We start from the raw sequence: 13,890 nt of genomic DNA on the forward strand, positions 1-13,890 counted from the left end.
AGACTGGGAAGAGTTCTTCGTCCAGCCTCTTTTTCTTTCTAAGACATTAACTAGTCAGCTAACTTTGTTGATCAGTAAAAAATACCTGATATACTATAATTAATAATTTACAAGGAGTAGCTTATGGATAACTTAACGGCAATATTGACAGCGATTAAGAAGTACAATCGGATCATCATTCATCGTCACCAACGTCCTGATCCGGATGCAATTGGTTCCCAAACAGGTCTAGCTGAAATTTTACGATCTTCATTTCCCCACAAAGAAATCTATATGGTTGGTAAAGATATTCCTAGTTTTGATTGGATTGGATCGATGGACGAAATCGACGGGGATGAATATCATAACGCCTTAGTGATTGTGATTGATACCGCTAATACCCCACGGATTGATGATCGTCGGTATAACAATGGGGACTTTTTAATTAAGATTGATCACCATCCCAATGATGAACCATATGGGGATTTGATGTGGGTACAACCAGACGCATCATCTTGTTCGGAATTAGTTTATGACTTTTATAACCAGTTCGCCGATCAACTAACCCTTCCTGAGTCAGCAGCACATGCCCTTTATGCTGGAATTGTGGGTGATACGGGCCGGTTCTTGTATCCAGCAACAACGTCACATACCTTAGCAGTGGCAGGGGCTTTGATGGAACATGGGGCACAAGCCGCCAAAATCAGTCAACGTGAAAATGAAATCACTTTTGAAATGGCCCGATTATCCGCTTATGTTTATAATCATTTGTCCATTAATGCCCATGGGGTGGGTCAAGTGAAATTATCAAATGAAGTGCTAAAAGATTATGGTTTAACGGAGGCCACAACCTCGGCAGTAGTCCCATTACCCGGCCAAATTCATACGGTTTTAGCTTGGGCGATCTTTGTGCAGCAAGAAGATGGTGAGTATCGAGCACGCTTACGTTCCAAAGGTCCAGCCATTAATGAGGTGGCTAAGCAACATCGCGGTGGTGGGCATCCACTCGCGAGTGGGGCTAAAGCGGCTGATGACGCTGAATGTGAGCAAATCATCGCAGATTTAGATCAAGTCTGTCGACAATACTTAGAGAAAGAGAAATAATATGGCAGGAAATTTTAAAGATTATCACTTTCCAACTTTTGTGAATCAGGCGATTCAAGATCTTAAATTCGAAACGCCTACTCCCGTGCAGCAAAAAGTGATTCCACAAATTTTAAAGGGCAAGAGTGTGGTTGGACAGTCTCAAACAGGTAGTGGTAAAACCCATGCCTTTTTGTTGCCAATCATGGCCAAATTAAAGGCCGATGTTCAACAGGTTCAAGTTGTGATTACGACGCCAAGTCGGGAGTTAGCTTACCAAATTTATCAAGCCGCCAAGCAGATTAATCAGTTCAATCCGCATCCCTTTACAATTCATAATTATGTTGGTGGGACAGATAAGGAACACCAGATTGATCAGTTAGGTCGTAAACAACCGCAAATAGTGATTGGGACGCCGGGACGGATTCTAGATCTAGTTAAATCTCAAGCCTTGGATATTCATTTAGCCAATCAATTTGTGATTGATGAGGCCGACATGACCTTAGACATGGGCTTTTTAAATCAAGTCGATCAAATTGCAGCTTATTTCCCAGAAAACCTCCAAATGATGGTCTTTTCTGCGACAATTCCACAAGGCTTACGTCCATTCTTAAAGAAATACATGGGTAATCCCGAAATTGAAGAAATTCCGACCGAAACGGTCATCAACCCGAATGTTGAAAACTGGTTGATGTCAACGAAAGGTCGGGATAAAAACGACCTGTTGTATCAATTATTAACCATGGGTAACCCATACTTAGCATTGGTATTTGCGAATACTCGAGAACGGGCCGAAGAAATTAATCGCTATCTAACTGATCAAGGCTTAAAAGTAGCGTTGATTCATGGGGGATTGGAACCGCGAACGCGCAAGCGGGTGATGCGTCAAATTTATAACTTGGACTATCAATATGTTGTGGCAACTGATTTAGCAGCTCGTGGAATTGATATTGAAGGGGTGTCCCTAGTCATCAATGATGATATTCCGAGTGATTTGGAATATTTTGTCCATCGCGTAGGTCGGACGGGGCGTGCCAAGATGCAAGGAACAGCCATTACTTTGTATGCGCCGGCCGAAGATGACTTAATTAGTAAATTAGAAGAACGCGGAATTAAATTCATTCCCAAAGTCATTAAAGATGGGCAGATCATCACCACTTATGACCGGAACCGTCGGCGAGACTTCCGGCATAAGCAAAAGGAATTAGATCCAACGATTAAGGGGTACGTTAAGAAACAAAAACGGAAGGTTAAACCAGGTTACAAACGGAAGATTAAACGGCGAATCAAGCAAGATGAATTACAAAAACGACGGTTAGAACAACGGCATGAGTTCCTCAAGGGGAAACGGCAACGTCAACGCCAACATCGGGCTGAACGACAAAATCAACGGAATGGTCGTTGATTTTATAGTTGGCGCTCGTTATAATGATACTGTTTAAGACATAATCCATAACTGGAAGCTACAGAAACGTTTTGGCTGCTGGAAAAAACGGCAAAGGTTAAGGATTGCTCCTTAAATTATTAAATAAATATCAAAGTTCCGGTTAGGGACATTAAGAGGTAAACGAAATTCCATCGTTGCAAGCAGAGTGGTACCGCGTCATAGGGCGTCTCTGATCGCAATGATGGTTTTTTGTTAGAAGGAGATTTTATGAAAGAGCTAAAAAAATTAAATAGTGCCCAGATTCGGCGCATGTATTTGGACTTCTTTAAAGCCAAAGGGCATACAGAAATGCCGAGCCAATCTTTAGTGCCAGTTGATGATCCAACCTTATTATGGATTAACTCTGGGGTTGCCACGATGAAAAAATATTTTGATGGCGAGGTTGTGCCAGATAATCCACGGATGACCAGTTCACAAAAGAGTATTCGGACGAATGATATCGAGAATGTTGGTAAGACGGCTCGGCATCACACTATGTTTGAAATGTTAGGGAACTTTTCAGTTGGTGATTATTTTAAAGAAAAGGCCATTCCTTGGGCTTGGGAATTGTTAACTAGTGATGAATGGTATGGCCTTGATCCGGAAAAACTTTATATTACGTATTACCCAAAGGATGATGTGGCTAAAGAAGTCTGGCTAAAGACAGGGGTGGCTCCAGATCATCTGCTGCCCAATCAAGATAACTTCTGGGATATTGGGCAAGGTCCTTCTGGTCCTGATACGGAAATCTTCTATGATCGTGGGCAAAAAATGAACAACCTCCCAGAAGATGATCCCGAAAGCTACCCAGGTGGGGAAAACGAACGGTATTTGGAAATTTGGAACATTGTGTTTTCTCAATTTAACCATACCCCCGAAGATACCTATGAACCATTGCCTAATAAGAACATTGATACGGGAATGGGCTTAGAACGGGTTGTTTCAATTTTTGAAAATGCTCCCACAAACTTTGAAACTGATCTGTTCTTGCCAATCATTAAACAAACCGAAACCTTTAGTGACGAAAAGCAATACGGTCAAGATAAGACGGATGATATTCAGTTTAAGATTATTGCTGACCATATCCGGGCCATTACTTTTGCGATCAATGATGGTGCCTTACCTTCAAATGTTGGTCGCGGGTACGTGATTCGTCGGTTAATTCGGCGGGCGGTCGTTGCGGGGAAGAAGCTTAATATTGATGAGCCATTCTTAGCACAATTGGTGCCAACGGTTGGCGAAATCATGAAAGATTACTATCCCGACGTCCTTAAAAATGCTGAATATGTCGCATCAGTGGTTAAATCAGAAGAAGATCGCTTTAGCTCTACTTTGAATGGTGGTTTGAACCTATTAAACGAAGTGATTGCCGAGGCCAAAGCTGATCAAACGAATTCAATCGATGGGAGAACGGCCTTTAAGTTATATGATACTTATGGTTTCCCGTTTGAATTGACCCGGGAATATGCCGAAGATGAAGGCCTCGTGGTCGATGAAGATGGTTTTCAGGCTGCTATGACAGAACAACAAAACCGGGCGCGAAATGCCCGTGATGTTGATAATGGGATGGGAGTACAAAACGACTTATGGACCGACTTTAAAGAGGCTAGTCAGTATGTTGGTTATACCGATCTAATCGTAAAGGATGCGAAAGTTCTAGCCATGGCTTTAGAAGGTCAACGGGTTGATACAGCCCAAGCAGGTCAAACAGTCGAGGTAATTTTTGACCAAACCCCATTTTATGCTGAAATGGGTGGCCAGGTTGCTGATACCGGGGACGTGATCGATAATTATGGTCAGACTGTTGGTCGCGTGGTGGATGTCCAACATGCACCTAATCAGCAGAATTTACATCGAATTGAATTAACGGCCAATCTAAAAGTTGGGACTCGTTACCAGCTGGTTGTTGATCAAAAACGCCACCAAAAGATTGAGAAAAACCATACGGCAACACACTTGTTAGATCAGGCTTTACGGAATGTTTTAGGAGGTCATACCCAACAAGCGGGTTCTTTGGTTGAACAACACTATCTACGCTTTGATTTTAATCATTTTGGTCAGGTAACGGCTGATGACTTACAAAAAGTTGAAGATATGGTTAATGAACAAATCTGGCGGGAAATCCCAGTTACTACAGTGGAAACTGATTTAGAATCAGCTAAGGAGATGGGGGCAATCGCCCTCTTTAGCGACAAGTATGGTGATCGAGTACGCGTGGTTAAGATTGGTGATTTTAACACTGAATTCTGTGGTGGGGATCACGTTAAAAATACGAATGAATTGGGGCTCTTTAAGATTGTTTCCGAAGCCGGAGTAGGTGCTGGGGTACGACGAATCGAAGCAGTTACAGCTAGTGATGCCTTCCAATTCATGCAAGAACGGGTTACTTTACTCAATTCGGTTGCTGACCAGTTGAAAGTTGCGCAATTAAAGGAACTGCCACATCGGATTGAAGATTTACAGAATGAATTAAAGCAAGTTCAACGTGCAAATGAACAATTAGAAGCCAAATTAGCATCGCAACAAGCGGGAGCGGCCTTTGATCAAGTGCAAACAACGAACCAAGGGACTTTGATTGCAGCAGAGTTAAATGTGGCTGGAATGGACCAGCTTCGGCAATTAGCTGATCAATGGCGGCAAAAACAGCAGTCAGATTTCTTAGTTTTGGCAACTGCAGTTGATGATAAAGTTAATTTACTAGTAGCGGTTAGTGATGAAAAGAGCCATCAAGTGAAAGCAGGAGATTTAATTAAAGCCATTGCTCCAGCGATAAAGGGTGGTGGTGGTGGACGCCCCACCTTGGCTCAAGCCGGTGGAAAGAATCCCGCAGGAATTAGTAAGGCTTTACAAGAGGCTGCTGATTACTTGAATCAATAGAAATAGAAGCTGGGAAAAAGCAATAAAGCGCCCCATCGGGCTAACCAAGAACGAATGTTGGTTCAAACGGACCGACGTGAGTTCGTAGTTAGACTCGTGGGGCGTGCTTTTTGACCGTAATGACGAGTGTGATCAAAAGGAAAGAGTGTGGGAAGAAATGTCAATTAGTGTTTCTTCCCACACTCTTATTACTTCTTTTTATCAGTTTCCTTTAGGAATTGATGGTTACGTAGAGGGCATTAATATATTCATGCTTGCTAGTTTCATACCAATTAACCCCATTGGTATCAGTTAATTGGCGTAACAGAGTGATCTCGGTTCCATGAGTAAGTTGATAGAGTTCTTTACCGTAAACATAGTCATAGCAAGGAACTTGGTGATCAGGGATGAAATCAATGTGGGCAGAAGCCTGATTCAAAGACAAGATTTGCATTTGATCATCAAAATCAGTTTCGGTAGTTGGTTCTACATGATCGGTATATGGATTATCATCCAAGAGTTGCATTGATTCCGGATCAAATTCAAGCCATCGCTCTGCTGTTACTTGATACCAATGATGACGATCAGTGGTAATGACTTTACGAAAACACTCAAAAATAATATCATCAGGTAATTGATTATCAATCGGCAGCCCTTGTGGCCGATCATAAAGTTGGATTGGTTTCGAGGCAATCAGATAGTTAGTGGCAGCTTCATTGGATTGCCAATTAGCATTTCGATAGTACAGATAAATTTGGCGTGCCTGATCATCGAATTGCCCCTCGAGATTATCGCTAGCGGACATAAATTGATGACGAGGGAAGCGGGGAATCTCAATATGATAGGATTCACCATAGTAGCCTTGTAAAAGTTTCGGCGGTTGGATGTTGTAGGCTTCATCTTGATTACGGTAATAAACCCAAATTGGATTTCCGGTTCTTAATTTATCAGTCATATGTTTCCTCCCAAGTAAGCTACTAATAATTATAGCGGTTTTTGTAGTCTAAAGGAATATGGGATATAATTAATTTGTTATATAATTTCAATCTAGGATTGATGATTACGAGGAGTTAACAATGAAACAACGAGAGCAGATTCGCCGATTAACAGTTCGCACCCTGTTAATCGTTTTAGTGGTGTTACAGGACCTCATCCCGATGTTTGGGAACATTCCCTTGGGACCATTATCGATTACAACTTTACCGGTGACCGTCGCCGTGGTCGCCGTCGTCTTAGGCCCTAAGGAAGGAACGATAGTGGGCTTTGTGTGGGGGATATTAACTTGGGTGCGGGCCTTTGTATACCCTAGCAGTGCACTGGCACCGTTGATTTTTACCAACCCTTTGATTTCGGTTGTACCACGGATGCTGATTGGTCTCTTTGCCGGCTATACTTTTAAATGGCTGGTTAAAGTAGCTCCCAAAGCTTTGAGTGCAGGTGTAGCTGGCTTGATTGCTGCGGTTACTAATACCGTTTTGGTATTAGGGGGGATATACCTATTCGCTAATACCCCAGCCGTGGCTGCTGGTTACCATGTTGGTAGTGGTCATTTAGCGCAAGCTCTGATGGTGATTGTGACTACCAATGGAGTGACGGAAGCAATTACAACCGCTATTTTAACCCCCTTAATTGCGTTGCCAGTGATGGTAGCTGTTAAAAGAAATAGATAAGCAAAAAAATAGCGCGACAGGTAAAATTTTACCTGTCGCGCTGTTTCAATTTAATGTTTTTATGATTCGACTGTTGTTTCAGACTGATCTTGTGTGGCCGTAGCTGTGGTAGGTTCACTAGCGGCTTTAATGACGATAGCATCATCGATCAATTCAGCTTCAAGATTATGTTTTTCATCATGATCAAGCACATAATCAGCTAACTTATCTTCAATTTGTTCTTGGATGACCCGCCGTAATGGTCGAGCTCCCATCTTTGGATCAAAGTCGAGTTCAACTAATTTACCTTCGACGGCTTTAGAGACGTGAACATGTAAATCACGATCAGCTAACATTTGATTCATATCGGTAATCATTAGTTGAACAATTTGACCAAGATCTTCTTCAGTTAAGGCATTGAATTCAACGATGTCGTCAAAGCGATTCAAAAACTCTGGCTTGAAGTAATTAGTTAACTTATCAAGAACAGATTTATTGTTATTAGTTGAACCAAAGCCCACGCTAGCAACCATGTCGCCGGTTCCAGCATTACTTGTCATAATAATAATGGTGTCCTTAAATGAAACTGTCCGACCTTGGGAATCAGTTAGCCGTCCATCATCTAAAATTTGTAAGAACATGTGCATTACATCAGGGTGGGCCTTTTCAACTTCATCCAAGAGAATAAGACTGTATGGGTGACGCCGCACTTGTTCAGTTAATTGACCTGCTTCTTCGTAACCGACATAACCAGGAGCAGCACCAATTAACTTCGATGTTGACGTTTTGTCCATATATTCACTCATGTCAAAGCGAATCATAGCATCAGTTGAACCAAATAAGAGTTTAGCTAATTGCTTAGCTGTTTCAGTCTTCCCAACCCCAGTTGGCCCAACAAAGAGAAAACTGCCAATTGGGCGGCCAGATTTATTTAAGCCAATACGGTTTCGACGGATGGCACGCGCAATTTTATCGACGGCTTCTTGTTGTCCAATAACATGAGCACCCAATTGCTTGTCAAGATCACGAAGCTGGTTAGCCTCTTGCTTTTGCATATCACCGACAGGAATATTGGTCATTTGTTCAACGATCTTTTGCATGTCTTGTTCGGTGACTACGGCAGCTTCTTCCGTATGATTTTCTTCGGCGTCCTTCTTCGCTTTTTCTAGTTTTTGAACTTGATCCCGATAAAAGGCTGCTTTTTCATAATCTTGATTTTCGGCAGCCTGTTGCTTATGAGCTTCAGCGATATGAATTTGATTTTCGATGGTTCGTGGATCGACAGTCTTTAAAGTCAAATTCTTTCGTGATCCGGCCTCATCGAGCAAGTCAATGGCCTTATCAGGCAAGAAGCGGTCTTGGATATAACGATCTGATAATTTGGCTGCGGCAGTAATGGCATCATCCGTGTACTTGACATGGTGATAATCTTGATATCGTGGCTTGATCCCATTTAAAATTTGAATGGTTTCTTCAACACTCGGTTGCGCAACTTCAACTGGTTGGAAGCGCCGGGCTAAGGCTGCATCTTTTTCAATTTGCCGGTATTCATTTAGGGTCGTTGCTCCAATTAATTGGAATTCACCACGAGCTAAGGCGGGTTTCAAGACGTTTCCAGCGTCCATCCCACCTTCAGCATTTCCAGCACCCATGATTTCGTGAATTTCGTCAATGAACAGGATAATATCATCGTTCTTCGAAACTTCTTGAATCAATTGTTGCATTCGTTGTTCAAATTGGCCCCGAATTCCGGTCCCTTGAACTAGGGAAACGACATCTAAACGAATAATTTCTTTATTAGCCAGTTTTTCAGGTACTTGACCGGAAACAATTGATTCGGCTAATCCTTCAACGACCGAAGTTTTACCAACCCCAGCTTCACCAATTAAGACGGGGTTATTCTTAGTTCGGCGATTTAAGATCTCAACAACGCGGGCGATTTCTTTATCACGGCCGATGACGGGATCAATTTTTCCTTGCCGGGCAAGGTCAGTCATGTTGATTCCATATTGACCCAAGAGCCCTTTGCCTTTTCGACCGCCACCGCTGGTTTGGCGTTGGCGGTTATCTTGATCACTATTTAAGTTGGCATTTTGATTAGCGGTCATGTTATTCATTGCCCGCATAAAATCGTCGAGGTTTTCAAATCCGTTGTTTGACATTCCAGATCCTCCATTCATCATATTCATTTGCATATTTTGGAATTGTTGATAACAAGATTGACATAAGTCAAACTGCACTCGCTCACCATTAATGTTCATTTGTAGGTGAATCGAAGCAGGGTTCTCATGACAGTTTTGACAAAGCATGATTAACTCCTTTCATAAAAGGTGTTTGACCTTTCCTGACTATTGTTGGTGTATATTATACTAACTTCCAATTTGAAAGCAAGCGGTTTGCACCAAAAATTAGCACTTTTCATCTGTGAGTGCTAATAAGGTGTATAATAAGTTTAGGAAAGTTAGAGTAAGAAGGTGAAGTAATGGATTATCAATCAAAATTGGACCAATTATGGGATCAAAAGATTGATCAATTAGAAGTTAAACCAGATGAATTCATGAATTTTCAAGAAGTCTTTCGTAATTATAGTCATCGTTCGCAAATTCGTGGTGAAGCCCAGCGGGGAGGGACGATCCTGTATAAATTAGTTCAAGATGAATAAAAAATAATTGTATTTAGCGCTTTCATTTGATATTATGAATATAACTTTAGTGGCGGCAGTCACTGACTTAAGGAGATAGATTATTATGGAAAAACGCGATTTTCATGTTACTGCTGAAACGGGAATCCATGCACGTCCAGCAACAATTTTAGTTCAAACAGCTTCAAAGTTTAGCTCAGACATTAACTTAGTTTACAATGAAAAGAGTGTTAACTTGAAGTCCATCATGGGTGTTATGTCCCTTGGTGTTGGTCAAGGTGCTGATGTTACCATCACTGCTGAAGGTGATGATGAAGCAGATGCAATGAAAGCAATTGAAGAAACAATGGCTAGTGAAAATTTGGCTGAATAAATTTCTTCTTGTTTTGGGTCGGGAGTTATCCCGATCTTTTTTATTTTTCTTAAGATTCTAGTGCTAAATTGCTTGCTTTGGGATCCTTTAGTATAATGTTACTGTTTGTGAGTAGGATAAAAGGAGATGCAATTTTGCGAATTGGGATTTTCACAGATACATATTTTCCACAAGTCAGCGGGGTGGCCACTTCAATTAAGACTTTACGTGATGAACTAATTAAGCAAGGACATCATGTTTATATTTTTACGACCACTGATCCTCATGCCGATAAAGTTGCGGATCGTTATCATGGGATCTTTCGTTTTCCGAGCGTTCCGTTTGTATCCTTTCCAGAACGGCGAATTGCTTTTAGTGGATGGGTAAAAGTCCTGATGATCGCACGGCGCCTTCATTTGGATTTAATTCATAATCAAACCGAGTTTTCACTGGGAATTATGGGGAAAATGGTGGCCCGAGAATTACGAATTCCATGTTTACATACCTACCACACCATGTACGAAGACTACTTACATTATGTAGCAAATGGGCGTTTAATCAAACCACGCGATGTGGCAACGGCAAGCCGGGCTTATCTTAAGCATATGACAGGAATTGTTGCCCCTAGTGACCGAGTTTTAGAAACTTTAGAATCTTATCAAGTCAAAGTGCCCATCCGAGTGATTCCAACGGGAATTAATCTGTCGGTTTTTCAGCATCCTGATACACCGGAACAGATTACTGCCTTACGTCAACGTTATGGTTTCACGAATGAGACTCCGGTAATGTTGTCATTAAGTCGATTAGCCTTTGAGAAAAATATTACGGGATTGATCGATTCAATGCCCGACATATTAGATCAAAATCCACAGGCCCAATTACTAATTGTTGGGGATGGACCGGCTCGGATGTCTTTAGAACGTCAAGTGAAGGCCATGCATCTAACAAATAATATTCAATTTACGGGACAAGTTAATAATGATGATGTTCATCATTATTATCAAATGGCCGATGTCTTTGTGTCCGCTTCTGATTCGGAGTCACAAGGCTTAACTTATGATGAGGCTTTAGCGTCTGATTTACCAATTGTTGTGATGCAAAGTGAGTATACTGATGAACTCATTGATGATCGGGCAATTGGGATCAGTTATCAAAAAAAGGCGGATCTCGTTCAAGGGGTTCTGTACTACCTTGCCCGTGGGAAAAATGCTAGTGATATTCAAAAACGACGGGCTAAATTGGATTCAATCTCGGCCGAAGTTTTTGGTCAACGGATTGTTGAATTTTATGATGAATGTATAATGCGTAATCATAATCAACAGTTAGAGCGTAAACAGCGCTTTTTGATGAGGAAGCGACATGATTAAGATTACAATGTATTCTCAAGCAGATTCGGTTGCTGGACAAGGGGTCGGCAGCGCCTATATCGAGTTAATGGGCTTATTAAAAGATCGATTTAAGGATCAATTTGATATTCACGTTAATCAGTATGGGGAAAGTGACATCAGCCACTATCACACTATTAATCCAACCTATTTTCTATCAACTTTTAGTAAAAAACGAGGGCGAAAAATTGGTTATGTCCATTTTTTGCCGGAAACTCTTGAAGGCAGTATTAAACTCCCCAAAGTGTTTCGGAAAATATTCTATTGGTATGTCATTGCCTTTTATCGGCGAATGGATGAATTGGTCGTGGTTAATCCTTCTTTTATTGATAAATTAGTTGCATATCAAATTCCGCGCGATCGAATCACCTACATTCCTAATTTTGTTGATGATCAACATTTCTATCCGATGAACGCAGACGATCGATTAGCTTTACGTCAGAAATATCATCTTAAGTCAAACCAATTCATTGTGATGGGAAGTGGCCAGATCCAGGAGCGCAAAGGGGTGTTTGATTTTATTCAATTAGCAAAGGATAACCCACAAGTTCAATTTATTTGGGCCGGTGGTTTTTCCTTTGGGCGGATTACGGATGGGTATCAAGAATTAAAAAAAGTTGTTGATAATCCACCGGCGAATTTATGGTTTCCGGGGATAGTTTCGCGATCTGAAATTAATGAATTGTTGAATCTGGCTGATCTATTTTTATTACCTTCTTATAATGAATTGTTCCCGATGTCAGTTTTAGAAGCGTTTAGTACGGGAACAGCAGTGATGTTACGCGATCTAGATTTGTATCACGATATAATGGACGGTTATTATTTACCAAGTCATGATGAAAAGGACATGAATTTAAAATTGCAGCAATTAATTCATGATCCAACTAAATTAAAGGAACTCCAGCAAGTGGCATTAACGGCGTCACAACGGTATTCTAAAGACCATTTAGCAGGAATTTGGCAAGACTTTTATATAGACCAGGCGCACAAGGGGGGGCACTAATGAATCGAAAAAATTGGTTAGCGCTGATCCTAATGTTGGTCGTCGGAGTTGGGATTTTTGCTTTTTCACTTCGTAATACTGATTTACACCAATTGTTAATTGATTTATTAGCCTTAAATTGGGGTTGGTTTGCCATTGCGATTGTGTGTATTGGACTTTACCTTGGACTTGAAGGAGTAGTCGTAAAGCTTTTTATGAAGGATAGTTATCCAAGCTTTTCATGGAAAGATGCGATGCGAATGCCATTGATTGAGCAACTTTTTAACGGAATCACCCCATTTTCTAGTGGTGGTCAACCTGCTCAGATCATCGCGATGCTACAAAGTGGCGTGGATGGTGGACGAGCAAGCTCGGTGCTTTTAATGAAGTTTGTTGTTTTCCAAGCAATGATTGTGATTAACTTTATTGTGAGTTTAATCATGGGCTTTCACCTCATTTCAACCAAGTTGCAAGGGTTAACACTTTTTGTTGTAATTGGCTTCATTATTCACTTTGCAGTCATCGTCGGTTTATTAATGATCATGTACTGGTATCAAATGACTAAACGATTAACTAATTGGGTCATTAAACCACTACGCCTATTTATGAAGCCAGAACGTTATGCGTCAATTGCAGTGACTTTGAACGAAAAAATTGATACTTTCTATAAGGAAAGTGTCAAGATGAAAAAGCAATACCGAAAACTAGCGAAGGTGTCGGTAGTAACCCTTCTTCAATTATTTTTCTATTATGCGATCCCTTATTTTATTCTTAGAGCTTTAGGCGTTAGTGGGCTAAATTTTTGGATGATTTTAAGCCTGCATGTAATCATTTTTATGGTGACGTCGGTTTTCCCAATTCCAGGGGGAACTGGTGGGGCCGAATATGGCTTCGTAGTTCTTTTTGCCGGCTATGTCCAATCGAATAGTAAATTAGTATTAGCGATGCTGCTTTGGCGCATATTGACTTATTATGTAGGTTTATTTGCAGGGATGTTTGCATTGGTAATAAAACCAGATAAAGTGAGCGAGATCGATTAGTGATAAGCTAATCGATTTTTTGAAAGGAAATGATATGGAAAAAACTGAGCTTCAAATCATTATCGAACGCTTATTAGCCATGAAGGCTGATCGTCATTTAGGACAACAGGTTCGGCGGTTTGATCAATATGGTATTCCGGTTTGTCAGGTAACATATCTATCGGCAAGTGATCTTTATGTCGTAGAACGGTTTAATTCAGCTGTTTCAACAGAGTTTGATCAGATCGATTTAGCCGCAATTGAGATCTATGAGTCAATTAGTGAATTCAAAAGTATTTTTTGAAAAATGGTTGACGATTAAAGATGTGACTGGTATATTATAAAAGTTGCTTATGACAAACAGGGTGTTAAATATTATTAAGATAAAATAAGGTTTGACAGGTTGGTTAGTAAGTGATATATTATAAAAGTTGCTTTTAGCAGTCAGCACAAAAAGAAATTTAAAACTTCTTGACGATATTATCGCTGAGTGTTATAGTGATAAAGCTGTTAAAAAA

General features: G+C 40.8%; 12 protein-coding genes. 10 read left to right on the forward strand and 2 right to left on the reverse strand.

The genetic code is table 11. The annotated features are described in order from the left end of the window. Window positions 1-123 precede the first annotated feature (123 nt). From PS3_RS02040 to alaS, 3 genes are all read left to right on the forward strand, one after another. Complete coding sequence (locus tag PS3_RS02040; protein WP_007121873.1) at window positions 124-1,083, forward strand: DHH family phosphoesterase; 960 nt, start codon at window positions 124-126, stop codon at window positions 1,081-1,083. A 1-nt stretch (window position 1,084) separates the two neighbouring features. Further along, a complete protein-coding gene (locus tag PS3_RS02045; RefSeq protein ID WP_007121874.1) occupies window positions 1,085-2,467 on the forward strand; it encodes a DEAD/DEAH box helicase in 1,383 nt (460 codons plus the stop codon). Between the two features lie 249 nt (window positions 2,468-2,716). Further along, window positions 2,717-5,365: an alanine--tRNA ligase gene (alaS, locus tag PS3_RS02050; protein ID WP_007121875.1), complete on the forward strand. Its 2,649-nt coding sequence runs from the start codon at window positions 2,717-2,719 to the stop codon at window positions 5,363-5,365. A gap of 211 nt (window positions 5,366-5,576) precedes the next feature. Here alaS and PS3_RS02055 read toward each other — a convergent pair whose 3' ends face one another. Continuing rightward, window positions 5,577-6,299 (reverse strand): MucBP domain-containing protein, encoded by a 723-nt coding sequence (locus tag PS3_RS02055; protein WP_007121876.1) that lies wholly within the window; start codon window positions 6,297-6,299, stop codon window positions 5,577-5,579. A gap of 121 nt (window positions 6,300-6,420) precedes the next feature. On the opposite strand from PS3_RS02055, the gene PS3_RS02060 reads away from it, so the two are divergent. Further along, window positions 6,421-7,014, forward strand: a complete 594-nt coding sequence (locus PS3_RS02060; RefSeq protein WP_007121877.1) for an ECF transporter S component — start codon at window positions 6,421-6,423, stop codon at window positions 7,012-7,014. A gap of 59 nt (window positions 7,015-7,073) precedes the next feature. On the opposite strand, the gene PS3_RS02065 is transcribed toward PS3_RS02060, so the two are convergent. Then, window positions 7,074-9,302, reverse strand: coding sequence for an ATP-dependent Clp protease ATP-binding subunit (locus PS3_RS02065; RefSeq protein WP_040467920.1), 2,229 nt, complete (start codon window positions 9,300-9,302; stop codon window positions 7,074-7,076). A gap of 173 nt (window positions 9,303-9,475) precedes the next feature. On the opposite strand from PS3_RS02065, the gene PS3_RS02070 reads away from it, so the two are divergent. The 6 genes from PS3_RS02070 (at window position 9,476) to PS3_RS02095 (ending at window position 13,676) form a co-directional block, all read left to right on the forward strand. Beyond that, complete coding sequence (locus PS3_RS02070) at window positions 9,476-9,655, forward strand: hypothetical protein (RefSeq protein ID WP_040467921.1); 180 nt, start codon at window positions 9,476-9,478, stop codon at window positions 9,653-9,655. An 85-nt stretch (window positions 9,656-9,740) separates the two neighbouring features. Next, the gene (locus PS3_RS02075; RefSeq protein WP_040467922.1) at window positions 9,741-10,007 is read left to right on the forward strand and encodes a phosphocarrier protein HPr; all 267 of its coding nucleotides are present in this window, start codon (window positions 9,741-9,743) and stop codon (window positions 10,005-10,007) included. Between the two features lie 134 nt (window positions 10,008-10,141). Then, window positions 10,142-11,353, forward strand: a complete 1,212-nt coding sequence (locus tag PS3_RS02080) for a glycosyltransferase family 4 protein (protein WP_040467923.1) — start codon at window positions 10,142-10,144, stop codon at window positions 11,351-11,353. Beyond that, window positions 11,346-12,374, forward strand: a complete 1,029-nt coding sequence (locus PS3_RS02085) for a glycosyltransferase family 4 protein (RefSeq protein WP_007121879.1) — start codon at window positions 11,346-11,348, stop codon at window positions 12,372-12,374. Before PS3_RS02080 ends, PS3_RS02085 begins: the two co-directional genes overlap by 8 nt. Next, entirely contained in the window at window positions 12,374-13,393 is a 1,020-nt protein-coding gene (locus tag PS3_RS02090; protein WP_007121880.1) for a lysylphosphatidylglycerol synthase transmembrane domain-containing protein, read from the forward strand. Before PS3_RS02085 ends, PS3_RS02090 begins: the two co-directional genes overlap by 1 nt. A gap of 34 nt (window positions 13,394-13,427) precedes the next feature. Continuing rightward, window positions 13,428-13,676, forward strand: coding sequence for a DUF1797 family protein (locus tag PS3_RS02095; RefSeq protein ID WP_040467924.1), 249 nt, complete (start codon window positions 13,428-13,430; stop codon window positions 13,674-13,676). Window positions 13,677-13,890: the final 214 nt, after the last annotated feature.

Source organism: Limosilactobacillus gastricus PS3, from assembly GCF_000247775.1.
Lineage (GTDB): Bacteria > Bacillota > Bacilli > Lactobacillales > Lactobacillaceae > Limosilactobacillus > Limosilactobacillus gastricus_A.

What these genes read in the sequence shown, in the direction of transcription:
- PS3_RS02040 (WP_007121873.1), top strand. Translation starts at nt 124, where the DNA reads ATGGATAACTTAACGGCAATATTGACAGCGATTAAGAAGTACAATCGG.
- PS3_RS02045 (WP_007121874.1), top strand. Translation starts at nt 1,085, where the DNA reads ATGGCAGGAAATTTTAAAGATTATCACTTTCCAACTTTTGTGAATCAG.
- alaS (WP_007121875.1), top strand. Translation starts at nt 2,717, where the DNA reads ATGAAAGAGCTAAAAAAATTAAATAGTGCCCAGATTCGGCGCATGTAT.
- PS3_RS02055 (WP_007121876.1), bottom strand. Translation starts at nt 6,299, where the DNA reads ATGACTGATAAATTAAGAACCGGAAATCCAATTTGGGTTTATTACCGT.
- PS3_RS02060 (WP_007121877.1), top strand. Translation starts at nt 6,421, where the DNA reads ATGAAACAACGAGAGCAGATTCGCCGATTAACAGTTCGCACCCTGTTA.
- PS3_RS02065 (WP_040467920.1), bottom strand. Translation starts at nt 9,302, where the DNA reads ATGCTTTGTCAAAACTGTCATGAGAACCCTGCTTCGATTCACCTACAA.
- PS3_RS02070 (WP_040467921.1), top strand. Translation starts at nt 9,476, where the DNA reads ATGGATTATCAATCAAAATTGGACCAATTATGGGATCAAAAGATTGAT.
- PS3_RS02075 (WP_040467922.1), top strand. Translation starts at nt 9,741, where the DNA reads ATGGAAAAACGCGATTTTCATGTTACTGCTGAAACGGGAATCCATGCA.
- PS3_RS02085 (WP_007121879.1), top strand. Translation starts at nt 11,346, where the DNA reads ATGATTAAGATTACAATGTATTCTCAAGCAGATTCGGTTGCTGGACAA.
- PS3_RS02090 (WP_007121880.1), top strand. Translation starts at nt 12,374, where the DNA reads ATGAATCGAAAAAATTGGTTAGCGCTGATCCTAATGTTGGTCGTCGGA.
- PS3_RS02095 (WP_040467924.1), top strand. Translation starts at nt 13,428, where the DNA reads ATGGAAAAAACTGAGCTTCAAATCATTATCGAACGCTTATTAGCCATG.